The sequence below is a fragment of the Streptomyces sp. NPDC058741 genome, assembly GCF_042746715.1.
Lineage (GTDB): Bacteria > Actinomycetota > Actinomycetes > Streptomycetales > Streptomycetaceae > Streptomyces.
Genome location: NZ_JBHYQH010000015.1, coordinates 61,823 through 86,367, shown reverse-complemented (window position 1 = coordinate 86,367; position 24,545 = coordinate 61,823). Strand labels below are relative to the sequence as shown.

Annotated in this window: 19 protein-coding genes and 2 pseudogenes; 15 read left to right on the top strand and 6 right to left on the bottom strand. The window is 73.2% G+C overall.

Going from position 1 to position 24,545, the window contains the following annotated elements; genetic code table 11:
• Positions 1–72 precede the first annotated feature (72 nt).
• The 3 genes from coaBC (at position 73) to ACFW6P_RS15080 (ending at position 4,993) form a co-directional block, all read left to right on the top strand.
• Positions 73–1,275 (top strand): bifunctional phosphopantothenoylcysteine decarboxylase/phosphopantothenate--cysteine ligase CoaBC, encoded by a 1,203-nt coding sequence (gene coaBC / locus ACFW6P_RS15090; protein ID WP_386358168.1) that lies wholly within the window; start codon positions 73–75, stop codon positions 1,273–1,275.
• Positions 1,276–1,511: 236 nt separating this feature from the next.
• Positions 1,512–2,720, top strand: a complete 1,209-nt coding sequence (metK, locus tag ACFW6P_RS15085; RefSeq protein WP_386358166.1) for a methionine adenosyltransferase — start codon at positions 1,512–1,514, stop codon at positions 2,718–2,720.
• 113 nt (positions 2,721–2,833) lie between these two features.
• Positions 2,834–4,993, top strand: a complete 2,160-nt coding sequence (locus tag ACFW6P_RS15080) for a primosomal protein N' (protein ID WP_386358165.1) — start codon at positions 2,834–2,836, stop codon at positions 4,991–4,993.
• 349 nt (positions 4,994–5,342) lie between these two features.
• Here ACFW6P_RS15080 and ACFW6P_RS15075 read toward each other — a convergent pair whose 3' ends face one another.
• The gene (locus ACFW6P_RS15075) at positions 5,343–5,879 is read right to left on the bottom strand and encodes a hypothetical protein (protein WP_386358163.1); all 537 of its coding nucleotides are present in this window, start codon (positions 5,877–5,879) and stop codon (positions 5,343–5,345) included.
• Positions 5,880–6,175: 296 nt separating this feature from the next.
• On the opposite strand from ACFW6P_RS15075, the gene fmt reads away from it, so the two are divergent.
• Together fmt and ACFW6P_RS15065 are read left to right on the top strand one after the other, a co-directional pair.
• Positions 6,176–7,108 (top strand): methionyl-tRNA formyltransferase, encoded by a 933-nt coding sequence (fmt, locus tag ACFW6P_RS15070; RefSeq protein WP_386358162.1) that lies wholly within the window; start codon positions 6,176–6,178, stop codon positions 7,106–7,108.
• Between the two features lie 118 nt (positions 7,109–7,226).
• Positions 7,227–8,654: an RsmB/NOP family class I SAM-dependent RNA methyltransferase gene (locus tag ACFW6P_RS15065; protein ID WP_386358161.1), complete on the top strand. Its 1,428-nt coding sequence runs from the start codon at positions 7,227–7,229 to the stop codon at positions 8,652–8,654.
• Here ACFW6P_RS15065 and ACFW6P_RS15060 read toward each other — a convergent pair.
• Positions 8,635–10,773, bottom strand: coding sequence for an MMPL family transporter (locus ACFW6P_RS15060; protein WP_386358159.1), 2,139 nt, complete (start codon positions 10,771–10,773; stop codon positions 8,635–8,637). The genes ACFW6P_RS15065 and ACFW6P_RS15060 overlap by 20 nt on opposite strands.
• 80 nt (positions 10,774–10,853) lie before the next feature.
• Here ACFW6P_RS15060 and rpe point away from each other — a divergent pair, with 80 nt between their 5' ends.
• From rpe to ACFW6P_RS15025, 7 genes and pseudogenes are all read left to right on the top strand, one after another.
• Positions 10,854–11,540 carry a ribulose-phosphate 3-epimerase gene (gene rpe, locus ACFW6P_RS15055; RefSeq protein ID WP_386358158.1) on the top strand — a complete coding sequence of 229 codons (687 nt, stop codon included), beginning with the start codon at positions 10,854–10,856 and terminating at the stop codon, positions 11,538–11,540.
• A gap of 78 nt (positions 11,541–11,618) precedes the next feature.
• Complete coding sequence (locus ACFW6P_RS15050) at positions 11,619–12,662, top strand: sugar-binding domain-containing protein (RefSeq protein WP_356445108.1); 1,044 nt, start codon at positions 11,619–11,621, stop codon at positions 12,660–12,662.
• Between the two features lie 24 nt (positions 12,663–12,686).
• Positions 12,687–13,040 (top strand): barstar family protein, encoded by a 354-nt coding sequence (locus tag ACFW6P_RS15045; protein WP_386358192.1) that lies wholly within the window; start codon positions 12,687–12,689, stop codon positions 13,038–13,040.
• Between the two features lie 107 nt (positions 13,041–13,147).
• Positions 13,148–14,590 (top strand): GuaB1 family IMP dehydrogenase-related protein, encoded by a 1,443-nt coding sequence (locus tag ACFW6P_RS15040; protein WP_386423859.1) that lies wholly within the window; start codon positions 13,148–13,150, stop codon positions 14,588–14,590.
• An 82-nt stretch (positions 14,591–14,672) separates the two neighbouring features.
• Positions 14,673–15,074: pseudogene (locus tag ACFW6P_RS15035) on the top strand (amino acid permease); the annotation flags it as partial.
• A 10-nt stretch (positions 15,075–15,084) separates the two neighbouring features.
• Positions 15,085–15,537, top strand: coding sequence for an Lrp/AsnC family transcriptional regulator (locus tag ACFW6P_RS15030; protein ID WP_031116678.1), 453 nt, complete (start codon positions 15,085–15,087; stop codon positions 15,535–15,537).
• A gap of 137 nt (positions 15,538–15,674) precedes the next feature.
• Positions 15,675–16,871: an MFS transporter gene (locus tag ACFW6P_RS15025; protein ID WP_386423831.1), complete on the top strand. Its 1,197-nt coding sequence runs from the start codon at positions 15,675–15,677 to the stop codon at positions 16,869–16,871.
• On the opposite strand, the pseudogene ACFW6P_RS15020 reads toward ACFW6P_RS15025, so the two are convergent.
• A pseudogene (locus ACFW6P_RS15020) lies at positions 16,840–17,377 on the bottom strand (Repetin). The gene ACFW6P_RS15025 and the pseudogene ACFW6P_RS15020 sit on opposite strands and share 32 nt — an antisense overlap.
• Positions 17,378–17,676: 299 nt before the next feature.
• On the opposite strand from ACFW6P_RS15020, the gene ACFW6P_RS15015 reads away from it, so the two are divergent.
• Both ACFW6P_RS15015 and ACFW6P_RS15010 read left to right on the top strand, forming a co-directional pair.
• Positions 17,677–18,465, top strand: a complete 789-nt coding sequence (locus ACFW6P_RS15015) for a carbon-nitrogen hydrolase family protein (RefSeq protein WP_386358154.1) — start codon at positions 17,677–17,679, stop codon at positions 18,463–18,465.
• A 50-nt stretch (positions 18,466–18,515) separates the two neighbouring features.
• A complete protein-coding gene (locus ACFW6P_RS15010) occupies positions 18,516–20,213 on the top strand; it encodes a flavin monoamine oxidase family protein (RefSeq protein WP_386358152.1) in 1,698 nt (565 codons plus the stop codon).
• Between the two features lie 10 nt (positions 20,214–20,223).
• On the opposite strand, the gene ACFW6P_RS15005 is transcribed toward ACFW6P_RS15010, so the two are convergent.
• Together ACFW6P_RS15005 and ACFW6P_RS15000 are read right to left on the bottom strand one after the other, a co-directional pair.
• Positions 20,224–20,937, bottom strand: coding sequence for a DUF5995 family protein (locus ACFW6P_RS15005; protein WP_386358150.1), 714 nt, complete (start codon positions 20,935–20,937; stop codon positions 20,224–20,226).
• Positions 20,938–21,224: 287 nt separating this feature from the next.
• Positions 21,225–22,604 (bottom strand): uracil-xanthine permease family protein, encoded by a 1,380-nt coding sequence (locus tag ACFW6P_RS15000; protein ID WP_386423829.1) that lies wholly within the window; start codon positions 22,602–22,604, stop codon positions 21,225–21,227.
• A gap of 187 nt (positions 22,605–22,791) precedes the next feature.
• Here ACFW6P_RS15000 and ACFW6P_RS14995 point away from each other — a divergent pair, with 187 nt between their 5' ends.
• Positions 22,792–23,250 (top strand): acyl-CoA thioesterase, encoded by a 459-nt coding sequence (locus ACFW6P_RS14995; protein ID WP_386358146.1) that lies wholly within the window; start codon positions 22,792–22,794, stop codon positions 23,248–23,250.
• Here the strand turns inward: ACFW6P_RS14995 and ACFW6P_RS14990 are convergent.
• Positions 23,210–24,415, bottom strand: a complete 1,206-nt coding sequence (locus ACFW6P_RS14990) for an MFS transporter (RefSeq protein ID WP_386358144.1) — start codon at positions 24,413–24,415, stop codon at positions 23,210–23,212. The two genes, ACFW6P_RS14995 and ACFW6P_RS14990, sit on opposite strands and share 41 nt — an antisense overlap.
• Positions 24,416–24,545 lie beyond the last annotated feature (130 nt).

The following is a 24,545-nucleotide window of genomic DNA, read 5'->3' as shown; positions in this document are numbered from 1 at the left end:
AGGCTGGCTGCCGGGCCTGTGGTGTGTCATGGAGTCGTACGGTGTCCAGGTTGCCGAGGTCCGGGGAGAGACGTGGACAAGCCGAAGGTCGTTCTGGGGGTCAGCGGCGGGATCGCCGCGTACAAGGCCTGTGAGCTGCTGCGGCGGCTGACGGAGTCGGGCCACGACGTGCGCGTGGTGCCCACCGCCTCCGCGCTGCACTTCGTCGGCGCCGCCACCTGGTCCGCGCTGTCCGGGAACCCGGTCTCCACCGAGGTCTGGGACGACGTCCACGAGGTGCCGCACGTCCGCATCGGCCAGCACGCCGACCTGGTCGTCGTCGCCCCCGCCACCGCCGACATGCTCGCCAAGGCGGCGCACGGCATCGCCGACGACCTCCTCACCAACACCCTGCTCACGGCCCGCTGCCCGGTCGTCTTCGCGCCCGCCATGCACACGGAGATGTGGGAGCACCCCGCCACCCAGGAGAACGTGGCGACGCTGCGCCGCCGCGGCGCCCTCGTCGTCGAACCGGCCGTGGGCCGCCTCACCGGCGCCGACACCGGCAAGGGCCGGCTGCCCGACCCCGCCGAGATCTTCGAGGTCTGCCGGCGGGTGCTCGCCCGGGGTGTGAGGGAGCCGGACCTGGAGGGCCGCCACGTCGTCGTCAGCGCCGGCGGCACCCGCGAGCCCCTGGACCCGGTCCGCTTCCTCGGCAACCGCTCCTCCGGCAAGCAGGGCTACGCCCTCGCCCGCACCGCCGCCGCCCGCGGCGCCCGGGTCACCCTGATCGCGGCCAACACCGCCCTGCCGGACCCGGCCGGCGTCGACGTCGTCCCGGTCGGCACGGCCGTACAGCTGCGCGAGGCGGTCCTGAAGGCGGCCGCCGACGCCGACGCCGTGGTGATGGCCGCGGCGGTGGCGGACTTCCGGCCGGCGGCGTACGCGGCCGGGAAGATCAAGAAGAAGGACGACCAGGAGCCCGAGCCGATCACCCTGGTGCGGAATCCGGACATCCTCGCGGAGATCTCCGCCGACCGGGCCCGCGCCGGGCAGATCGTCGTCGGCTTCGCCGCGGAGACGGACGACGTCCTCGCCCACGGCCGCGCCAAGCTGAAGCGCAAGGGCTGCGACCTGCTGGTGGTGAACGAGGTGGGGGAGCGCAAGACGTTCGGTTCCGAGGAGAACGAGGCCGTGGTGCTCGGCACCGACGGCAGCGAGACCCCGGTGGCGCACGGCCCCAAGGAAGCCCTGGCCGACACCGTGTGGGACCTGGTGGCCGACCGGCTGGCCTGATGTCCCCTTTCCCGCCGTCCTCCTCGAAACCGGGTCGATCCCGGCGTGGCGCCTCTGGCCAATGCCGCTCGGCATTGGGCAGAATGCCCGTGCCGCAGGTCACAGCACTCCCGAGTGGCGAGACAGGGGGCCGTGGCCGAAGCGTCACCGATAAACTGTTCCACGGACGGCGCCGGGTGCAGCCCCCGCCGTCCGCCAATGATCAGCCAGCAGCCGCTGCAACCCCAGGGAGCGTTGTGTCCCGTCGCCTGTTCACCTCGGAGTCCGTGACCGAGGGTCACCCCGACAAGATCGCTGACCAGATCAGCGACACCATTCTCGACGCGCTCCTGCGCGAGGACCCGGCCTCCCGGGTCGCCGTCGAGACCCTGATCACGACCGGCCTGGTGCACGTGGCCGGCGAGGTCACGACCAAGACGTACGCGGACATCGCGACGCTGGTCCGGAACAAGATCCTCGAAATCGGCTACGACTCCTCGAAGAAGGGCTTCGACGGCGCCTCCTGCGGTGTGTCCGTGTCGATCGGCGCGCAGTCCCCGGACATCGCCCAGGGCGTCGACACGGCGTACGAGTCCCGCGTCGAGGGCGACGAGGACGAGCTCGACAAGCAGGGCGCGGGCGACCAGGGCCTGATGTTCGGCTACGCGACGGACGAGACGCCGACGCTGATGCCGCTGCCGATCTTCCTGGCCCACCGCCTGTCGAAGCGCCTGTCCGACGTGCGCAAGAACGGCACCATCCCCTACCTGCGCCCCGACGGCAAGACCCAGGTCACCATCGAGTACGACGGCGACAAGGCGCTCCGCCTCGACACCGTCGTGGTCTCCTCCCAGCACGCCTCCGACATCGACCTCGACTCGCTGCTGGCTCCCGACATCAAGGAGTTCGTGGTCGAGCCGGAGCTGAAGGCCCTGCTCGACGAGGGCATCAAGCTCGACACGGAGAACTACCGCCTGCTGGTGAACCCCACCGGCCGCTTCGAGATCGGCGGCCCGATGGGTGACGCCGGCCTGACCGGCCGCAAGATCATCATCGACACCTATGGCGGCATGGCCCGCCACGGCGGCGGTGCCTTCTCCGGCAAGGACCCGTCCAAGGTCGACCGCTCCGCGGCGTACGCGATGCGCTGGGTAGCGAAGAACGTGGTCGCCGCGGGCCTGGCCTCCCGCTGCGAGGTCCAGGTGGCCTACGCCATCGGCAAGGCCGAGCCGGTCGGCCTGTTCGTGGAGACCTTCGGCACCGCCAAGGTCTCCACGGAGAGGATCGAGAAGGCGATCGACGAGGTCTTCGACCTCCGCCCGGCCGCGATCATCCGCGACCTCGACCTGCTCCGCCCGATCTACTCCCAGACCGCCGCGTACGGTCACTTCGGCCGCGAGGTCCCCGACTTCACGTGGGAGCGCACGGACCGCGTGGACGCGCTGCGGCAGGCCGCCGGGGTGTAGTCCCGGTCCCACGGCGTGCGGCCCGGCTCCCCTCGGGGAGCCGGGCCTCGTCATGTCCCCTGCCCTCTGGCGGGGACCGTCGCCTGTCAGTGGCGTTTGGTAAGAATGCAGGCGTGAGCAGCGAGAACGAACGGACGGACGGCGGTGCGGAGGGCGCGCCGCCCGAGCAGCTCGCGCTCATCCGGGAGAGTGTGCGCAAGGCCCCCACGCCCCGGGCCAAGCCGCGGACGTGGCGGGGGGCCGCGCTCGCCAGGGAGCGGCCCGTCGCCCGGGTGCTCGTCGACAAGGGCGTGCTCCACCTCGACCGGTACTTCGACTACGCCGTACCCGAGGAGCTCGACGAGCAGGCCCAGCCGGGCGTGCGGGTGAGGGTGCGGTTCGGGGCCGGGCGGCACCGGGTGCGGGAGGGACGCCGCGAGGGCGGCGGCCTGATCGACGGGTTCCTCGTGGAGCGGCTGGACGAGTCCGACTACGCCGGCCCGCTGGCAGCCCTCGCCCAGGTCGTGTCCCCCGAGCCGGTGCTGAGCGAGGAACTGCTCGGACTGGCCCGGGCGGTAGCCGACCGGTACGCGGGCAGCCTCGCCGACGTCCTGCAGCTCGCCGTACCGCCGCGCAACGCCCGGGCCGAGCGGCGCCCTTCGCCCGAGCCCCTGCCGCCGCCCCCGGCGCCCGGGGCGGGGTCCTGGCAGCGGTACGAGCGGGGAGTGGCCTTCGTGGAGTCCCTGGCCTCCGGCGGTGCGCCCCGGGCCGTGTGGAACGCGCTGCCCGGGCCGCAGTGGAGCGAGAAGCTGGCCCGGGCCGTCGCGGCGACCCTGGCCTCCGGGCGCGGGGCGCTCGCCGTGCTGCCCGACGGGCGGGCCGTCGCCCGGGTCGACGCCGCCCTGACCGCCCTGCTGGGGGAGGGGCGGCACGCGGTGCTCACCGCCGACGCCGGTCCCGAGAAGCGGTACGCGCAGTGGCTTGCGGTGCGGCGTGGGTCCGTGCGGGCCGTGATCGGGACCAGGGCCGCGATGTTCGCGCCGGTCCAGGACCTCGGTCTCGTCGCCCTCTGGGACGACGGGGACGACAGCCACAGCGAACTGCACGCCCCCCAGCCCCACGCCCGGGAGGTGCTGCTGCTGCGGGCCGCGCAGGACAAGTGCGGCTTCCTGCTGGGGAGCTGGGCCTGCACGGTGGAGGCCGCGCAACTCGTCGAGACGGGGTGGGCGGGCCCGATCGTCGCCAGCCGGGTGCAGGTCCGGGCGGCCGCCCCGCTCGTGCGGACCGTGGGGGACGCCGACCTGGCGCGGGACGAGGCCGCCCGGGCCGCCCGCTTGCCCACCCTCGCCTGGCAGGTCGTCAGGGAGGCGCTGCGGCAGGGGCCCGTGCTGGTGCAGGTGCCCCGGCGGGGATACGTGCCCCGCATGGCGTGCGCCGCCTGCCGCGAGCCGGCGCGCTGCCGGCACTGCTCCGGGCCGCTGCAGACGCGGGACGGCGGTGCCCTGTGCTGCGGCTGGTGCGGCCGTGAGGACAGCGCCTGGCACTGCCCGGAGTGCGGCTCCTTCCGGCTGCGCGCCTCGGTCGTCGGGGCGCGGCGGACCGCCGAGGAACTCGGCCGTGCCTTCCCGGCGGTCCCGGTGCGGACCTCGGGGCGGGAACACGTGCTCGACACGGTGCCGGGCACACCCGCCCTCGTGGTCAGCACACCCGGGGCCGAGCCCGTCGCCGAGGGCGGCTACGCGGCGGCGCTCCTGCTCGACGGATGGGCCATGCTCACGCGGCCCGATCTGCGGGCCGGGGAGGACGCGTTGCGCCGCTGGATCACGGCCGCGTCGCTGGTCCGGCCCCAGCCGGCGGGGGGCACGGTGGTGGCCGTGGCCGAGCCGACGCTCCGGCCCGTCCAGGCGCTCGTCCGGTGGGACCCCGTCGGGCACGCGGTGCGGGAACTGGCCGAGCGGGCCGAGCTGGGATTCCCGCCGGTGTCGCGGATGGCGGCGGTCTCGGGGCCGCCGGAGGCGGTCGCCGAGTTCCTCCGTGCGGCCGAACTGCCGCCGCAGGCCGAGGTCCTGGGACCGGTGCCGCTGCCCGTCACCCCCGCGGGGCGCCCGCGGCGGACCGGCGGGCCGCCGCCCGGGGAGCAGTGGGAGCGCGCGCTGCTGCGGGTGCCGCCGGGGAAGGGGGCGGCGCTGGCCGCGGCCCTCAAGGCCGCGCAGGCGGCAAGGATGGCCCGGGGGAGCGGGGGCGCCGTCGGGTCCGGGGTGTGGGTGCGGATCGATCCGGCCGATATCGGATGATATCGGGTTGCATCGGGTGATGCCGGATGAGGGGGCTCGCTGACGCCGCGTCAGCGGATCCCGGTGCTCCGCGGATCCGGGGTGCCCGCCTGCGTCTGCGTCAGCCTCTGTGTCTGCGTCTGTGTCTGCGTCTGCCGCTGCCGCTGCCTCTGCGTTTCCGGCCGGCGGCACGTGCATGCGGAGTGCCCGTCCGGGTCCGCTTCCGTGGCCGGCGGCACGCGGGTCCGGCTCAGGCTCCGCCGAGGCCGGTCGCTGTCCGGCCCCTGCCTCTCGAACCGCCCGCGCCCCACGCGAACGCGAGTGCCCTCCCCGGGGCGTTCCGGGAGGGCACTCGCGTGGGGGTGGTCGGTCAGCCGTTGCGCGGGCCCGGGAAGGCCGTCGGCCGGGCCTCCTCACGCAGGACCGGGCTGCCCGCCGTCGGCTGTGTCGGCATGGAGCGGGCCGCGGGGACCGACGGAAGACCGGCGGGTACGTTGACCGTGCGCGTGCCCGACGGCTCGGGCGTGCGGTCCGGCTCGGGCGCGGCCGTCTGGGCCGTGGCGCGGCGGGCGCCGTAACGGCGGTGCACGGCCTGCTTCGTGACTCCGAGCGCGGAGCCCACCGCGTCCCACGAGAAGCCGAGCGAGCGGTCGAAGTCCACCGCCGCGGTGACCAGGGTCTCGACACTGTCCCGCAGCTCCTGGGCGAGACGGACCGTCGGGGCGGGGGCGCGCCCGTAGACGACGAAGCCCGTGGACGGGCCCGAGCGGCGCGGGCGGTAGACGTTGCCCAACTGGGCGGTGAGGGTGCGCAGTGCGTCCACCTGCCGGCGGACCCGCTCGATGTCCCGCACCAGCAAGTGCAGGCTGGCCCGAGCCTGGGCGTCGTGGGTTGCGTGGTCGGCCATGAACAAGCCTCTCGAACCGGCGTTGCAAGGGAACGGGCCGCCCATGCGGCCCTCTGGGGTCAACTGTGTCTTGACCAACGCGGATTCGACCCTCGGGTCACGGTGTGGGGCGTAGGAGTGGTCGCACGCGCCTCTTCGCGCGGGCCGTGCGCCTCGGCCCGCCCTTCGCCGCGCGCCCGGACCGGCCGGCCGGGGGACCGGCGTCCGTGCCCGCCGTCTGCGGCTTTCCTCCCCACGGCTCCTAGACTGGTGTGCCGCCCGTCGTCCGTTCCCGCCCGAGAGGCCCCCACCACCCCATGAAGCTCGTCTTCGCCGGTACACCCGAGGTCGCCGTTCCCGCTCTGGACGCTCTTCTCGCCTCCGGGCGGCACGAGGTGGCCGCCGTCGTCACGCGGCCCGACGCGCCGGCCGGGCGCGGGCGCAGGCTCGTCGCGTCGCCCGTCGCCGAGCGGGCGGAGGAGGCCGGGATCGAGGTGCTGAAGCCGGCGAAGCCGAAGGACCCCGAGTTCCTGGAGCGGCTGCGCGCGATCGCGCCGGACTGCTGTCCCGTCGTCGCCTACGGCGCGCTGCTCCCCCGGGTCGCCCTCGACATCCCGGCGCACGGCTGGGTCAACCTGCACTTCTCCCTGCTGCCGGCCTGGCGGGGTGCCGCGCCCGTGCAGCACGCCATCATGGCCGGCGACGAGATCACCGGGGCGTCGACCTTCCTGATCGAGGAAGGGCTCGACTCCGGACCGGTGTACGGGACGGTCACCGAGGAGATCCGGGCCACCGACACCAGCGGGGACCTGCTGACGCGGCTCGCCTTCGCCGGGTCCGGGCTGCTCGCGGCGACCATGGACGGCATCGAGGACGGCACGCTGAAGGCCGTCCCGCAGCCGGCCGAAGGCGTCAGCCTCGCCCCGAAGGTCACCGTGGAGGACGCCCACCTCGACTGGAGCGCGCCCGCGTTGCGGGTCGACCGGGTGGTGCGCGGCTGCACCCCGGCGCCCGGCGCCTGGACGACGTTCCGCGCGGAGCGGCTCAAGCTCATCCAGGTCCGGCCCGTGCCCGAGCGGACGGACCTCGCCCCGGGGCGGATCGCCGCCCTGAAGAACAACGTCTTCGTCGGCACCGGCTCGTACGCGGTCGAGTTGCTCTGGGTGCAGGCGCAGGGCAAGAAGCCGATGCGGGCGGCGGACTGGGCGCGCGGCGTGCGCATCGCCGAGGGGGAGTGGCTCGGGATCTGAGGCGGCGTGGAGTCGGCGGACCCGGGACACCGGCCGCCGCCCCTCCGGCTGCCTGCCCTCCGGCCCGGCGGCGTAGGCTGGACGGCGCACTTCACCTCACCACCGGAGCACCTTTTTCGTGAGCGACCAGCCCCGTCGGCCCCGCCCGGCCGGCAAGCCCTACCGCCGGCCCAAGAAGGACCCCGTCCGCATTCTCGCCTTCGAGGCGCTGAGGGCCGTGGACGAGCGGGACGCGTACGCCAACCTCGTGATGCCGCCCCTGCTGCGCAAGGCGCGGGAGAAGGAGGGGCCGGAGCAGTTCGACGCGCGGGACGCGGCGCTCGCCACCGAGCTGGTGTACGGGACGCTGCGGCGCCAGGGGACGTACGACGCGATCCTGGCGGGCTGCGTGGACCGGCCGCTCCGGGAGGTCGACCCGCCCGTGCTGGACGTGCTGAGCCTCGGCGCTCACCAGCTGCTCGGCACCCGCATCCCGACGCACGCGGCCGTGTCCGCGACCGTGGAACTCGCGCGGGTCGTGCTCGGCGACGGGCGCGCCAAGTTCGTCAACGCCGTGCTGCGGAAGGTCGCCCAGCACGATCTGGACGGCTGGCTGGAGCGGGTCGCCCCGCCCTACGACGACGACCCCGAGGACCATCTGGCCGTCGTGCACTCCCACCCGCGCTGGGTCGTCTCCGCGCTGTGGGACTCCCTCGGCGGCGGGCGCGCGGGCATCGAGGAGCTGCTGCGCGCCGACAACGAGCGGCCCGAGGTGACCCTGGTGGCGCGTCCTGGGCGGGCCACCCCCGAGGAACTGCTCGCCGAGGACGCCGCCGTGCCGGGACTCTGGTCGCCGTACGCCGTGCGGCTGAGCGAGGGCGGTGAACCGGGTGCCGTCCCCGCCGTGCGGGACGGGCGCGCCGGTGTGCAGGACGAGGGCAGCCAGCTCGTGGCCATCGCCCTCGCCAACGCGCCCCTGGACGGGTCCGACCGGCGCTGGCTGGACGGATGCGCCGGGCCGGGCGGCAAGGCCGCGCTGCTCGGTGCTCTCGCCGCCCGGCGGGGCGCCGCCCTCGTCGCCTCCGAGAAGCAGACCCACCGGGCGGGACTCGTGGCCCGGGCGCTGGAGGGCAATCCCGGTCCGTACCAGGTGATCGCGGCGGACGGGACCCGGCCGGCGTGGCGGCCCGGCAGCTTCGACCGGGTGCTGGTCGACGTGCCGTGCACCGGCCTCGGCGCCCTGCGGCGGCGCCCAGAGGCGCGCTGGCGGCGCCGCCCGGACGACCTGGAGGGCTTCGCGCCGCTGCAGCGCGGCCTGCTGCGCACCGCCCTGGAGTCGGTGCGCGTCGGCGGCGTCGTCGGCTACGCGACCTGCTCCCCGCACCTCGCCGAGACCCGGGCCGTCGTCGCCGACGTGCTCAAGCAGTTCCCGGACGCCGACCTCCTCGACGCCCGGCCGCTGCTGCCCGGCGTACCGGACCTGGGCGACGGGCCCGACATCCAGCTGTGGCCGCATCTGCACGGGACCGACGCGATGTACCTGGCGCTCATCCGCCGGACCGGCTGACCCCCGCCCCGGCACCCTTCCGGGCGGCCGCCCCGCCGTCCTCCCGGGCCAGCCGGTGCGGCCACCACACCTTCGGGCCCACGTCCAGGAACAGCGCGGTCACCAGCACCGAGCGCACGATGAACGTGTCGATGAGGACGCCGAGGGCGACCGCGAAGCCGATCTCTGCGAAGGCGACCATCGGGAGGGTCCCGAGGGCGGCGAAGGTGCCGGCCAGCACCAGGCCGGCGGAGGTGATGACCGAGCCCGTGGCGGCCAGGCCCGTGACCACGCCCGCCCTGGTGCCCTGCCGGGTCGCCTCCTCGCGGATGCGGGTGGTCAGGAAGATGTTGTAGTCGATGCCCAGGGCGACCAGGAACACGAAGACGAACAGCGGGAAGTCGGTCGACTCGCCCGCGTAGTCGAAGAGGTGCCGGAAGGCGAGGGCGCTGATGCCCAGGGCCGCCGCGAACGACAGGATCACCGTCCCGATCAGCAGCAGCGGGGCGATCAGGGCACGCAGCAGGACGCAGAGGATCAGCAGGACGACCACCAGCACCAGCGGGATGATCAGCATGTTGTCGTGCGTGGTCGCCCTGTCCATGTCGAGCAGGGCCGCCGTACCGCCGCCGACCAGGGCGTCGGCGCCCGGCACCGCGTGCACGGCGTCCCGGACCCGCTCGACCGTCAGCTTGGCGGCCTCGCTGTCCGCCGGGGCGGTCATGGTGGCCTCGAAGAGGACCTTGCCCTCGAAGGCCGGTTTCGCGCCGGGCGGCAGGCCCAGGGACTGGGGGACCACGCCCGGCGTCGCGGCGACCGTACGGCCCACCTGCAGCGCCTGCGCCCGGTTGCTGACGATGACCAGGGGATCGCCGCTGCCCGCCGGGAAGTAGCGTGCCGACACCTCCTGGCCGGTGATGGAGTCCGGTTTCCCGGTGAAGGCGTCCGCGTTGCCGATGCCCTCCGCGCGCAGCTGGACCAGCCCCAGCGAGCAGACCGCCAGCACGAGGGCCGTCACGGCCCAGGTCGTGCGGGGACGGCGCGCGATACGGCGGCCCGCGCGCGCCCAGACGCCGCGTTCGGTCGGATCGGGGGAGCCCAGGCGCGGGATCACCGGCCAGAAGATCCACCGGCCGAAGACCACCAGCAGCGCCGGGAACAGGCTCATCATCGCCAGCAGGGCGACCGCGACACCGATCGCGGCGACCGGGCCCAGGCTGCTGGTCGAGTTCATCTCGGCGCCCAGCAGCACGAGCATGCTCAGTACGACCGTGGCGCCGGAGGCCAGCACCGCCGGGCCCGCACGGTGCAGCGCCAGCGCCATCGCCTCGTGCCGGTCCTCGTGCCGGCGCAGCTCCTCCCGGTAGCGGGCCACCAGCAGCAGGGCGTAGTCGGTGCCGGCGCCGAAGACGAGCACGGTGAGGATGCCGGCGCTCTGGCCGTTGACCGTCAGGGTCCCGTGCTCCGCCAGCAGGTAGATCACCGCCTGGGCGGCGAACAGCCCGCAGATCACCGCGACCAGCGGCACCAGCAGCAGGGTCGGACTGCGGTAGGTGATCAGCAGCATGACGACGACCACGGCCATCGCCGAGAACAGCAGCGTGGAGTCGATGCCCTCGAAGCTCTCCGCGAAGTCCGCCGAGGTGCCGCCCGGGCCGGTGACGTGCACGGCCAGCCCGCCGCCCCCCTGGGCCACGTTCCGGATGGAGTCGACGGCCGGGGCGATCCGCTCCCAGCCCTTCTCGTCCATCGTGATCGGCACGTAGACCTGCGCCGCCCGAGGATCGGTCTGCCGGTCGAACACCGGCCCCCGGGTCTGCCCGCCCAGGATGCCGTGATCGCGCAGTTGCTCCAGCTGCCGCACGTCCCCGGCGATCACCGCCCGGTCCTGTGCCGTCAGCCCGCTGTCGCGCGCGTAGATCACCACCGCCGGGATCTGCTCCGGCCGGAAGTCCTTGGAGATCTCCAGCACCCGCGTGGACTCGGCGGACCCGGGCAGCCAGGACGCCGCGTCGTTGTCCTGGGCGTCGGTGAGCTTCATGGCGAGCGGTGCCGTCACGAACAGCACGACCAGCCACAGCGCCAGGACCAGCCACTTGGCCCGCCGCCCGCAGACGAGATGTGCGATGCCGCCTCTCACCGCGTCCCCTTCCGTAACGGAACCGCCCGCCTTCCGGGACCCCCACCTCCGCAGGCCGGTGCAGCGCATAGGCTGGGGCCATGGCCGTGCAGATCAACCCCAGCATCCTCTCCGCCGACTTCGCCCGCCTCGCGGACGAGGCGAAGGCCGTGGAGGGAGCCGACTGGCTCCACGTCGACGTGATGGACAACCATTTCGTCCCGAACCTCACGCTCGGTGTACCGGTCGTGGAGTCACTGGCCCGTGCGACGGACACCCCGCTGGACTGCCATCTGATGATCGAGGCACCCGATCGCTGGGCGCCCGAGTACGTGGAGGCGGGCGCCGGATCCGTCACCTTCCACGTCGAGGCCGCCGCCGCGCCGGTCCGGCTCGCCCGGGAGATCCGGGCCAAGGGCGCCCGCGCCTCCATGGCGCTGAAGCCCGCCACCCCGATCGAGCCGTACGAGGACCTGCTCCCCGAGCTCGACATGCTGCTGATCATGACGGTCGAGCCGGGCTTCGGGGGACAGGCCTTCCTCGACATCATGCTTCCGAAGATTCGCCGCACCCGCGAGTTGATCAGCAAGCACGGACTGGAGCTCTGGCTGCAGGTCGACGGCGGAGTCTCCGCTTCCACGATCGAGCGCTGTGCCGACGCCGGAGCCGACGTCTTCGTGGCCGGATCGGCGGTCTACGGGGCGAACGACCCGGCAGCGGCGGTACGTGCACTGCGCACGCAGGCGGAGGCGACCACGGCCAAGGCCTCCTGGGCCTGCGACCACTGAGCCACAGCAAGGTGAACGGCTCTCATCGGGGCTGATCAAGAGCGCCGGATCTGCAAGGATGAACGGCGAATCCAGAGTGTGAACAGTAGTGAGGAGATCGCCGTGTCGGGTATGTCGGCGGGCCGGTCAGCCATGCGGATGGGACCCGCTGAGCTGGTGCAGGCGGCGGCCATGGCCCGCCGCTTCTACCTCGAGGGGAAGTCCAAGATCCAGATCGCGGAGGAGTTCGGCGTCAGCCGCTTCAAGGTGGCCCGGGTCCTGGAGACCGCCCTCGAACGGGATCTCGTGCGTATCGAGATCCGTGTGCCTGCGGAGCTGGACGCCGAGCGCTCGGACGCGCTCCGCGCCCGCTACGGCCTCAGGCACGCCGTGGTGGTCGAGTCCCCGGCCGAGGCCGAGGAGACACCCGACCCCGAGAACCTGGGAGAGGTGGCCGCCGACCTGCTCGGCGAACTGGTCGACGAGGGGGATGTGCTGGGGCTGGCATGGGGCCGCTCCACCATCCACATGGCGGCGGCGCTCGACCGGCTGCCCCCGTGCACGGTGGTGCAGTTGACGGGCGTCTACGACGCCGGGACCGCCGAGCGCGGCTCCGTCGAGGCCGTACGCCGCGCCGCCCAGGTGGCCGGCGGCGACGCCTACCCCATCTACGCCCCCATGCTGCTGCCCGACGCGGCCACGGCCTCGGCCCTGCGCAACCAGACGGGCATCGCCCGGGCCTTCGAGCACTTCGACAAGGTCACCGTCGCCTGTGTCTCCATCGGCTCCTGGGAGCCGGGCATCTCCACGGTCCACGACATGCTCACCGAGGAGGAGCGCGCGCACTACGCCTCCCTCGGTGTCGCCGCCGAGATGTCCGCGCACCTCTTCGACGCCGAGGGCCGCCGGGTCGGCCGGGACCTGGGCGAGCGGTGCATCACCGTCAAGGCCGACCAGTTGCGCCGGATCCCCGAGGTCGTCGCGATCGCGGGCGGGCAGCGCAAGGGGCCGGCGATCGACGCGGTGCTGCGGTCCGGGCTCGTCACCAGCCTGGTGACGGACACGTCGGCCGCGGACTACCTCATGACGGCGGGCCCCACGCCGAGGTCCGCGCTCAACCGGGCCGACCCGGACGGGGTCTGACGGGTGGCCGGGCGCACGCACGGGGTGCCGGAGGACCCGGCGGGCCGGATCGTGGTCGTCCTGGACCTCGACGGGGTCACGGACAAGGCGGGCCTCATGGACCGCTGCGCCCGCGACCTCGCTCTGCCCGACTGGTTCGGCCGCAACTGGGACGCCCTCGCCGACTGCCTCTCCGACCCCGGTCTCTGGCCGGAGGGGTCCCGCGACCGAGGGCTCCTGCTGGTCGTCCAGGGCTGGCGGACGTACGCCGAGACGCGGCCCGAGGAGTGGCAGGTCGCCGAGGAGATCTTCGCCGAGGCGACCGACCGGGGCCCCGGCCTCTTCGTCACCCTCGGACTTGGAGAAACCTCCGAACAGGCTCCTGACCAGCCTGGATGATTCGCCGGGGGCCGGGCGTGCCCCCGGCATGGGAGAATGAAGTACGTGCTCTTTCCCCTGGCCGGCCGGCCAGGGGGTCGCCTCTGATCGACTGGGATGTGCAGCACGTGCGTTTCCTCAACGACATCCAGCCCGGGTACGACCTGACGTACGACGACGTCTTCATGGTGCCGAGCCGTTCCTCCGTAGGCTCCCGGCAGGCCGTCGACCTCAGCGCCCCGGACGGCACGGGCACCACCATCCCGCTCGTCGTCGCCAACATGACCGCCATCGCCGGGCGCCGCATGGCCGAGACCGTGGCCCGCCGCGGCGGGCTCGTGGTCGTGCCCCAGGACATCCCGATCGACGTGGTCACCGACGTCGTCTCCTGGGTGAAGAGCCGGCACCTGGTCCTGGACACCCCGATCATCCTGTCCCCGCACCAGACGGTCGCGGACGCGCTCTCCCTGCTGCCGAAGCGGGCCCACAACGCCGGCGTCGTCGTAGACGAGAACCACAAGCCGGTCGGCGTGGTCACCGACTCCGACCTGTCCGGCGTGGACCGCTTCACCCAGCTCTCCGAGGTCATGTCCCGCGATCTGCTGCTCATCGACGCGGACATGGACCCGGGCCGGGCCTTCGACACCCTCGACCACGCCAACCGCCGCTACGCCCCCGCGGTGAACGGCGACGGCATGCTCGCCGGCATCCTCACCCGCAAGGGCGCCCTGCGTGCCACGCTCTACACGCCGGCGACCGACGCCCGGGGCCGGTTGCGCGTCGCCGCCGCCGTCGGTATCAACGGCGACGTCGCGGGCAAGGCCCGGCAGCTGCTGGACGCGGGCGTCGACACGCTCGTCATCGACACCGCGCACGGCCACCAGGAGTCGATGATCAGCGCCCTGAAGCTGGTGCGCGACCTCGACCCGCGGGTTCCGATCGTCGCGGGCAACGTGGTGGCCGCGGCCGGTGTGCGCGACCTCGTCGAGGCGGGCGCGGACATCGTCAAGGTCGGTGTCGGCCCCGGCGCCATGTGCACCACCCGCATGATGACCGGCGTCGGCCGGCCGCAGTTCTCCGCCGTCCTGGAGTGCGCCGCCGAGGCGAGGAAGTACGGCAAGCACGTGTGGGCCGACGGCGGTGTCCGCCACCCGCGCGACGTGGCCATGGCGCTCGCCGCAGGCGCGTCCAACGTGATGATCGGCTCCTGGTTCGCGGGCACCTACGAGTCCCCCGGCGACCTCCAGCACGACGCCCAGGGCCGCGCCTACAAGGAGTCCTTCGGCATGGCCTCCGCCCGTGCCGTGCGCAACCGCACCTCGGAGGAGTCGGCCTACGACCGGGCCCGCAAGGCGCTGTTCGAGGAGGGCATCTCCACCTCCCGCATGTTCCTCGACCCGGCCCGCCCCGGCGTCGAGGACCTGATCGACTCGATCATCGCGGGCGTCCGCTCCTCCTGCACCTACGCCGGCGCCGGCTCCCTGGAGGAGTTCGCCGAGAAGGCCATCGTCGGCATCCAGAGCGCCGCCGGCTACGCCGAGGGCAAGCCGCTGCACGCCAGCTGGAGCTGACGCACTCCTCGCCACCCCCTGTCAACGGCTCCCGTCGCACCGCTGCGCGGTCGGACGGGGGCCGTTCCGCGTGGTGCGGACCGCCCGCGACGGACTCGTGCCCAAGGTGTTCGGCAGGGTCCACCCGAAGACCGGCACGCCCCGCGCCAACACCCTGATCGTCCCGCTGTTCTGCGGTGTCCTGGCCGCCGCGATCCCGCTCGGGCAGCTGGCCGACGCCACCAGCATCGGCACCCTGTTCGCCTTCGCGCTGGTCAACGTGTCCGTCGTGGTGCTGCGCCGGACCAAGCCGGACATGCCGCGCACCTTCCGCGTGCCGCTGTCCCCGGTCATGCCGGCGCTCGGCTTCGGCTTCTGCGTCTGGATGCCGGGCAGCCTGCCGACCGTGCCCTGGGTGGTCTTCGGTGTCTGGACGGCCGCAGGTCTCGTGTTCTACTTCGGGTACGGCTACCGCCGCTCCCGACTGGCACCCTCCGAGAAGTGACCGACCCACAGTGCTGAACGATCTCGACGAACGCATCGTGCACGCCCTCGCCGAGGACGCCCGCCGCTCCTACGCCGACATCGGCCACCTCGTCGGCCTGTCCGCACCCGCCGTGAAGCGACGCGTGGACCGGCTGCGCGCCACCGGGGCCATCACCGGCTTCACCGTACGGGTGGATCCGGGGGCGCTCGGCTGGGAGACCGAGGGGTTCGTCGAGATCTACTGCCGCGGCAACACCTCCCCGGAGACCATCCAGCGCGGCCTGGAGCGCTACCAGGAGGTCGTGGCCGCGTCCACCGTCACCGGGGACGCGGACGCGATCGCCCAGGTCTTCGCCTCCGACATGCGGCACTTCGAACGGGTCCTGGAGCGCATCGCCGGGGAGCCGTTCGTCGAGCGGACCAAGTCCGTGCTCGTGCTGTCGCCGCTGCTGCGCCGCTTCTCGTCGGGCTCGCCCACCTGAAACCGGCGGCGCACCGCGCCGAACGCGTCTAGCATCGGTGTCATGACCTGGCGACATTGATCCACCCGCCGTGCCTCCCGAGGACCGCCTCGGACGCCGTACCTCCGGCATCCGACCAGTCCTTCCGGGAAGGCCTCATGACACTCACACCCGCACGCGTGCCCGCCGCCGGGATCCGCCGGCTGACCGCCACGCTGTACGGCTACGCGTTCCTCGACGACTTCGTCCTGCTCTACCCGGTGTACGCGCTGCTGTTCGCCGACACCGGTCTGTCCCTGGGGCAGATCTCCTCCCTGTTCGCCCTGTGGTCGGTCACCGCCGTGGTGCTGGAAGTACCGTCCGGCGCCTGGGCCGACGCCATGTCGCGCCGCCGGCTGCTGTGGATCGGACCGCTGCTGACCGCCGCCGGCTTCGCACTGTGGGTGGCCGTCCCGTCGTACGCGGCCTTCGCGGCCGGATTCGTCCTGTGGGGCGCCGGGGGTGCGCTCGGCTCCGGCTCACTCGAAGCGCTGGTGTACGACGAACTGGACCGGCTCGGCGCCGCCGGCCGGTACGCCCGGGTCATGGGCCGGGCCCGTGCCGCGCGGCTGGCCGGCACCGTGGTCTCCATCGGCCTCGCGGGCCCCGTCCTCGCCCGGGGCGGCTACGCGGCCGTCGGTGCGGCCAGCCTCCTGGCCTGTGTGCTGACCGCCCTCGTCGCGACCCGGTTCCCCGAGCACCGCGTCCGCCCGGAGGGCACCGGCGACAGCTGGGCGGCGACCCTGCGGACCGGGCTCGCCGAGGCCCGCGGGGACCGTGCGGTGCGGGGCGCCCTGCTGCTGGTCCCGGCCGTGGCGGCGGTGTGGGGCGCGCTCGACGAGTACACCCCGCTGCTCGTCCGGGAGACCGGCGTCGCCGAGGCGACCGTGTCCTACCTGATCATGCTGATCTGGGCGTGCGTCACCGCCGGCAGCCTGCTGGCGGGACCGGCCGAGCGCCTCGGCACGGCCGGGCTCGCGGCACTGCTGGCGGGCGCCGCCCTCGCTCTCGCCGCGGGAGCCGTGGCCCGTTCCCCGGCCGGTGTCGCCCTCGTGGGTCTCGCCTTCGCGGGATTCCAGCTGGCGGAGGTGCTCGCAGACGTCCGGCTGCAGCACCGCATCGACGAGTCGCGCCGGGCCACGCTCACCTCCGTGGCGGGACTCGGCACCGAGCTGGTCACCGTCGCCACCTTCGGCGTCTACGCGCTGCTCGGCACCGGCCTGGCCCACGGCACCGTCTTCGCGGTACTCGCGATCCCCTACCTGGTGACCGCCGTCGCACTGGTCAGAGTGCGGGCCGCCACGGCACGACCGTGAAGTCGCCCGTCCCCTTCCTGACCCTCTCGAAGGGGGCGGAGCTCACGCACTTGGGCGGCTCGGCGCCCTCGGCGGGGCTGCCCGTCGCGGCCCAGCTGTAGCCGAGCCGGTCGTGGCGCCCGAGGTCGTGGACCGTGACGCCGACCCGCCTGCCCTCGGCGCCCGGCAGGTCGGACTCGGTGACGACACCGGAGACCACGGCCACCTTGCCGCCGGTGACCAGGCAGTCGACCTTCACCCCGGCCCGGGCGCCGAAGTCGTCGAGGTAGTGGCTGAAGGTGAAGGTGCCGGTGGCCTTCGACGGGTCGGCCCCGTGCTCCGCCGCCAGGTGTTGCGTCGAAGGAGAAGGTGATGTCGTCCCCGGCCGACCGGTACAGCTTGGCCGTGCCGGTGAGGGCCGCGGCCTCCCGCGGCCGGGGCGTGTCCGGGGCCGTCGCGGCCGAGGCCGCCCCGGTGGTGAGCAGCACCACCGCGAGGCCGAGCACGGCGATCTTCGTACGGCGCATGTCCGTCCTTTCCGCAGGTCGAGTGGACAGCCCTCACTCTCCCGGCCCGGCGCCGACGGGACATCGCGCTCAGGACGTGACCCCGCCTCCGCCGAACGGCGGGGCGGAGGGGCCCGGGCCGGGCGCCGAGGAGGAGCCGGGCTACGCCTCACGGCGCGCAACGAATCGCCGCCCGGCCCCCGGCGCACGCAACGAACTGTCCACCGGCGCGCAACGGCTCCTTCTTGTCCCCCCTGGTCAGCCGCCCGTACCGTCTACGTGGCCCCTCCAACCACCCTTCCGCCCGGTGAGGAACACGCATGCGCACCGCCCTGCTCCAGAGCTCCGGACGCCCCGGCTCCACCGTCGAGAACCTCAAGGTCCTCGACGAGGCCGCGGGCCGGGCCGCCGCCGCGGGCGCCTCGCTGCTCGTCACGCCGGAGATGTTCCTGACCGGGTACGCCATCGGCGACGGGATCGGCCGGCTCGCCGAGCCCGCCGACGGCGAGTGCGCGGACGCGATCGCCGACACCGCGACCCGGCACGGCCTGGCCGTCGCCTACGGCTACCCCGAGCGGTCCGGCGGCGCCGTGTTCAACTCCGCGCAGCTGATCTCGGCCGACGGCACCCGTCTGGCCAACTACCGCAAGACCCACCTCTTCGGCTGCTTCGAGCGCGACCACTTCACGGCGGGTGACCGGCCGGTCGTCCAGGCCGAGATCGACGGCCTGCGCGTCGGCGTCGTGATCTGCTACGACGTCGAGTTCCCGGAGAACGTCCGGGCCCACGCCCTCGCCGGGACCGACCTGCTGGTCGTCCCGACCGCGCAGATGCACCCCTTCCAGTTCGTCGCCGAGTCGGTGATCCCGGTGCGGGCCTTCGAGAACCAGATGTACGTCGCGTACGTCAACCGGGTCGGCCCGGAGGGCGAGTTCGAGTTCGTCGGGCTGTCCTCACTCGCCGGCCCCGACGGGATCTCCCGGACCCGGGCCGGACGCGGTGAGGAACTCCTCCTCGCCGACGTCGACCCGGTGTTCCTCGCCGCCTCCCGGGAGGCCAACCCGTATCTGAGCGACCGGCGGCCCGGCCTCTACGGGTCACTCGTCTGAATCCCTGTTCCCGAACCGCCCGTTCGTCCCCCGCAAGGAGTCCGTACCCCATGACGTCCACCGTGCCCAACGCCGTCGAGCACGCAGACGCGCAGCAGCCGCCGATCACCATGTTCGGCCCGGACTTCCCGTACGCCTACGACGACTTCCTCGCCCACCCGGCGGGCCTCGGGCAGATCCCGGCGACCGAGCACGGCACGGAGGTCGCGGTCATCGGCGGCGGGCTCTCCGGCATCGTCGCCGCGTACGAGCTGATGAAGATGGGCCTCAAGCCCGTCGTCTACGAGGCCGACCAGATCGGCGGCCGGCTGCGGACCGTCGGCTTCGACGGGTGCGACACCTCCCTCACCGCCGAGATGGGCGCGATGCGCTTCCCGCCGTCCTCCACGGCCCTGCAGCACTACATCGACCTGGTCGGACTGCAGACCCGGCCGTTCCCCAACCCGCTGGCGGAGGCGACGCCGTCGACCGTCGTCGACCTCAAGGGCGAGTCGCACTACGCCGAGACCATCGACGACCTGCCGCAGGTCTACCGGGACGTCGCCGAGGCCTGGGGCCGCTGCCTGGAGGAGGGCGCCGACTTCACCGACATGAACCGGGCCCTGCGCGAGCGGGACGTGCCGCGCATCCGCGAGATCTGGTCCAAGCTCGTCGAGAAGCTCGACAACCAGACCTTCTACGGCTTCCTCTGCGACTCGGAGGCGTTCAAGTCCTTCCGCCACCGGGAGATCTTCGGCCAGGTCGGCTTCGGCACCGGCGGCTGGGACACCGACTTCCCCAACTCCATCCTGGAGATCCTGCGCGTCGTCTACACCGAGGCCGACGACCACCACCGCGGCATCGTCGGCGGCTCCCAGCAGCTGCCGCTGCGCCTGTGGGTGCGCGAGCCCCAGAAGATCGTGCACTGGGCCCTCGGCACCTCCCTCGCGACCCTGCACGAGGGCGGCGAGCCCCGCCCGGCCGTGACCCGCCTGCACCGCACCGCCGGCAACCGGATCACGGTGACGGACGACGACGGCGACATCCGCACCTACAAGGCGGCGATCTTCACCGCCCAGTCCTGGATGCTCCTGTCGAAGATCGCCTGCGACGACTCGCTCTTCCCGATCGATCACTGGACGGCGATCGAGCGCACCCACTACATGGAGTCCAGCAAGCTCTTCGTCCCCGTCGACCGGCCCTTCTGGCTGGACAAGGACGAGGAGACCGGCCGGGACGTCATGTCGATGACGCTCACCGACCGCATGACGCGCGGCACCTACCTCCTGGACGACGGCCCGGACAAGCCCGCCGTCATCTGCCTCTCCTACACCTGGTGCGACGACAGCCTGAAGTGGCTGCCGCTGTCCGCGAACGAGCGGATGGAGGTCATGCTGAAGTCGCTCGGCGAGATCTATCCCAACGTCGACATCCGCAAGCACATCATCGGCAGCCCGGTGACGGTCTCCTGGGAGAACGAGCCCTACTTCATGGGCGCGTTCAAGGCGAACCTGCCCGGTCACTACCGCTACCAACGGCGCCTGTTCACACACTTCATGCAGGACGGGCTGCCCGAGGACAAGCGCGGCGTCTTCCTCGCCGGCGACGACATCTCCTGGACGGCCGGCTGGGCCGAGGGCGCGATCCAGACCGCCCTCAACGCGGTGTGGGGCGTCATGCACCACCTCGGCGGCACGACCGACCCGACCAATCCGGGCCCGGGCGACGTGTACGACGAGATCGCCCCGGTGGAGCTGCCGGAGGACTAGGGCCCGGGGACTAGTGGCGCGGCGGCGGCTGGGCCAGGGGCGTGAGCAGCATGCGCCCCGCGAGGCCCACCGCCGTGTCCAGCCGTTCGGTGAACTCCTCGGCGATGTCGGGGAGTTCACGCAGGACCCACAGCGCCCGGGCCGCCGTCCAGGCCGCCTCGCGGGCCCGCTCCAGGCTCCAGGAGCCGAGCAGGTGGGTCAGCGGGTCGGCGATCCGGAAGAGGTCGGGACCCGGCATCAGCTCTTCGCGGACGCGCTCCTCCAGCGAGACGAGGAGATCGCCCACGGTGTCGAACTCGTCCTCCAGCTCGGCGGGAGCGCAGCGAAGCGTACGGCAGCTGTCCACGACGGCCAGCGCGAGATCGTGCCCGATGTGCGCGTTGATGCCCGCCAGCGCGAACTGCAACGGCCGTACGCCGGGATGCCGGCGGAACTGGAACAGCGGCCTCCAGCAGGCCGGCGGACGCCGCTCCTCCGCCACCGCCTCGACGGCGTCCAGGTACCGCCGTGCGAACCGTACGTCCAGCGTGATCGCGGCGTGCGGGTCCGCGAACCGCCCGGTGTCGACGTACCGGTCCACCTCCTCCGTCACGGCGAGGTAGACGCGGTTGAAGACCGCCACCCCGTCACGGGGGTGCAGGGCCGCGTCGAGGGCGCGCATACGGCGGATGACTCCGTCGACCGGTGTGTCCACGGCTGGGGGGACCTGTTCGCATCGCGGCATGCGGGCAGAGTCCCAGTTCCGGGCCGCCGGGAGCACCGGCGGGCCCGGCACTTCCCCGAAACGGGGGAACACCGCCCGCCGCAGGGGGAGGGCGGCGCACCACCGTGCCAGGCTCGCGTGCGAGGCGCCTGGCCGCCCGCAGAGCCGCCCGCCCGGCCGCCCGCGAGCTCGGCCGGACACCGGCCCCGGCCACCGGCGAGGCCCGCGTCGACGCCTGCCTGTGGCGCGAGCCGCCGGGCGGTTCGGAGGGCTGCACGGGCAGGCCCGGGGCGTTCGGCGTCCTGCGCCTACGACTTGTCCTCGTCGTAGGAGGAGGTGCCCTCGTCCAGCAGCGGCGCCTGCGTCTTGAGGTGGGCCGGGGCGAACGCGCGCAGGGCGTGGTAGCCGGTGATGACGACCAGGGTGCCGAGCGCGATGCCGCTCAGCGAGAACGTGTCGGTGAACGTCAGGGAGACGTTGCCGACGCCGATGACGATGCCCGCCGCGGCCGGGACCAGGTTCAGCGGATTGCGCAGATCCACCTCGGCGTTGATCCAGATCTGCGCGCCGAGCAGGCCGATCATCCCGTACAGGATGACGGTGATGCCGCCGAGCACTCCGCCCGGGATCGCCGCGACGACCGCACCGAACTTCGGGCAGAGGCCGAACAGCAGGGCGAAGCAGGCGGCGGCCCAGTAGGCGGCCGTGGAGTAGACGCGGGTCGCGGCCATCACGCCGATGTTCTCGGAGTAGGTGGTGTTGGGCGGGCCGCCTACCGCGGTGGACAGCATCGAGCCGACGCCGTCGGCCGCGATCGCCGTGCCGAGCTCGTCGTCCAGCGGGTCGCCGGTCATCTCGCCGACCGCCTTCACGTGCCCGGCGTTCTCCGCGACCAGGGCGATGACGACCGGCAGGGCGACGAGGATCGCCGACCACTCGAAGGACGGGCCGTGCAGCGTGGGCAGCCCGATCCAGTCGGCCTGGCCCACGCCGGACAGGTCCAGCCGCCAGTGGTCGGTGACCTTGCCGCTGCCGTCCGCCGAGTGGATCTTCCCGAAGACCAGGTCGAACAACCAGGAGATGCCGTATCCGAAGACCAGGCCCAGGAAGATCGCGATCCGGGACCAGAACCCGCGCAGGCAGACGACCGCGAGGCCGGTGAACAGCATCACCAGCAGGGCCGTCCACTGGTCCTGCGGCCAGTACGTCGCGGCCGTCACCGGCGCCAGGTTGAAGCCGATCAGCAGCACCACGGCGCCGGTCACGATCGGCGGCATCGCGGCATGGATGATCCGCGCCCCGAACCGCCGCACGGCGAGCCCCACCAGGAACAGCGCGGCCCCGACGACGAAGACCGCGCCGGTGACCGTGGCACTGCTGCCGCCCTGCGCGCGGATCACCGCCGCCACCCCGACGAAGGAGAGCGAGCAGCCCAGGTAGCTGGGGACGCGGCCGCGCGTGGCGAGCAGGAACACGACGGTGGCGACGCCCGACATCATGATCGCGAGGTTGGGGTCCAGGCCCATCAGCACCGGGGCCACGAAGGACGCCCCGAACATGGCCACCACGTGCTGGGCGCCGAGCCCCGCGGTGCGGGGCCAGGAGAGCCGTTCATCGGGCCGGACCACCGCGCCGGGCGCCGGGGTGCGTCCGTCGCCGTGCAGTTTCCAGCGGACGCCGAGATCCATGGGGTGTCGCTTTCGTCGTGCGGGCAGCTGAGTCCGGACCATTGTCGACGCTGACCTGGCGTGCTTCGTCCACGTGGGCGCCCGGACCCGTGAGCGTCCGTCCACGCGAGCGCCCGGACCCGTGAGCGTCCGCTTAGGATGATGTTCGCTGTAGTGAGCACCGATCCCGCACGCCAGGAGTCCCGCCGTGACCGCCGAAGCCCTGCCCGCCCCCGCCCTGTCCCACGGCCTGCTGGTCCCCGTCACCGTCCACTTCGACGACCTCGACGCGCTCGGACTGCTGCACAACGCCCGCTATCCGCTGCTGGTGGAGCGGGCCTGGGTCGAGCTGTGGCAGGAGCGGGGCATCCGCTTCGACGGCGACTGGGCGGCCGCCGGCGACGCCTGCAACGCGGTGAGGGAACTGCGGATCGGCTACGAGGCGCCGGTGAACCGTCCGGGCGCCTACGCCGTCCACCTCTGGCTGGAACGCCTGGGCACCACCGGGCTGACGTACGGCTTCCGCTTCTGCTCGGCGGACGGAGCGACCACCTACGCCCAGGGGACCCGCGTGCTGGTCCGGCTGGATCCCGCGACGCTGCGCCCCGCCCCCTGGAGCGAGGAGTTCAGGGCCGCGGGTCGGGAACTGCTGCGTCCGGCCGCCTGACTCTCGTCCGCTCGCCGGGGCGCAGTACGCCCGCGAACGCCAGCAGGCCACCCGACAGCACCGTCACCAGGCAGAACGACACCATCAGGCTCGTCGCCTGGGCCAGCATGCCGATCGCGCTCGGCGCGATCAGCCCCGAGGTGTAGGTGATCGTCGCGACGCCCGCGATGGCCAGGCTCGGGTTGGAGCCGCTGCGCCCGGCGGCTGCGAAGCACAGCGGCACGACGACGGCGATGCCCAGCCCCATGAGCGCGAACCCGGTCATGGCCGTCGCCGGGTGCTCCGCGACGACGATCAGCAGCCCGCCGAGCACGGCGAACACCCCGCTCGCCCGCACGGTCCGCACGGCGCCGAAGCGGTCCACGACCTTGTCGCCGGCGATCCGGGCCAGGGCCATCGTGAGCGTGAAGCCGGTCGTGCAGGCCGCCGCCAGACCGGCCGAGGTCTCCAGCTGCTCGCGCAGATAGACCGCCGACCAGTCCAGGCTCGCGCCCTCCGCGAACACCGCGCAGAACCCGATCGCGCCGATGAGCAGCGCCGACCGGGGCGGCAGCGCGAACCGCGGGGGCGCTGCCTCGTCCTCGGCGGGCTGGAGGTCGAGCACCCACCGGCAGCACAGCACACCGACGGCGGTCAGGACCACGGCGGCCAGGAGGTGGTGCAGCCGGGCGTCCGAGCCGAGGTGCGCGGCGAGCGTGCCGGCCGCCGAGCCGATCAGGGCGCCCGCGCTCCACATGCCGTGCAGCCCGGACATGATCGACCGGCGCAGACGGTTCTCGACCTCGACACCCAGCGCGTTCATCGCCACGTCCGCCATGCCCGCCGTGGCGCCGTAGACGAACAGGGCCACGCAGAGCGTGATCAGGTTCGGGGCGAGGGACGGCAGGACCAGCGACATCGTCCACAGGGCGATGAGGCCGCGCAGCGCGTTGCGGGCGCCGAAGCGGTGGCTGATGCTGCCGGCGAGCGGCATCGCCATGGACGCGCCCAGCGCGGGGAAGGCGAGCGCGATCCCCAACTGGCCCGCGCTCACCCCCGCGTGGTCCTGGATCCACGGAACGCGGGTGGCGAACGAGCCGGTCACCGCCCCGTGCACGGCGAAGACGGCGGCCACGGCGTACCGCGACCGCTTCACCTCGTGCAGTTCGTCGACCACTGTGCCCATTCTGCGGCCCCCCTCCGGTTCTCCGCGGCGCTCACACGGCGTGCGGGCCGTAAACTATCAGGAACCCTTCCTGATAATAAGAGGGTTTCCCGGCGGGCTCCGGTCGACGGATCCGCCGATCTGGAAGGAT

Bases quoted from the DNA above. Each gene is read 5' to 3' on its own strand.
- ACFW6P_RS15005 (WP_386358150.1), bottom strand. From the start codon at position 20,937: ATGCCGCGATGCGAACAGGTCCCCCCAGCCGTGGACACACCGGTCGAC.
- ACFW6P_RS14990 (WP_386358144.1), bottom strand. From the start codon at position 24,415: ATGGGCACAGTGGTCGACGAACTGCACGAGGTGAAGCGGTCGCGGTAC.
- ACFW6P_RS15010 (WP_386358152.1), top strand. From the start codon at position 18,516: ATGACGTCCACCGTGCCCAACGCCGTCGAGCACGCAGACGCGCAGCAG.
- fmt (WP_386358162.1), top strand. From the start codon at position 6,176: ATGAAGCTCGTCTTCGCCGGTACACCCGAGGTCGCCGTTCCCGCTCTG.
- ACFW6P_RS15025 (WP_386423831.1), top strand. From the start codon at position 15,675: ATGACACTCACACCCGCACGCGTGCCCGCCGCCGGGATCCGCCGGCTG.
- ACFW6P_RS15015 (WP_386358154.1), top strand. From the start codon at position 17,677: ATGCGCACCGCCCTGCTCCAGAGCTCCGGACGCCCCGGCTCCACCGTC.
- ACFW6P_RS15000 (WP_386423829.1), bottom strand. From the start codon at position 22,604: ATGGATCTCGGCGTCCGCTGGAAACTGCACGGCGACGGACGCACCCCG.
- rpe (WP_386358158.1), top strand. From the start codon at position 10,854: ATGGCCGTGCAGATCAACCCCAGCATCCTCTCCGCCGACTTCGCCCGC.
- ACFW6P_RS15075 (WP_386358163.1), bottom strand. From the start codon at position 5,879: ATGGCCGACCACGCAACCCACGACGCCCAGGCTCGGGCCAGCCTGCAC.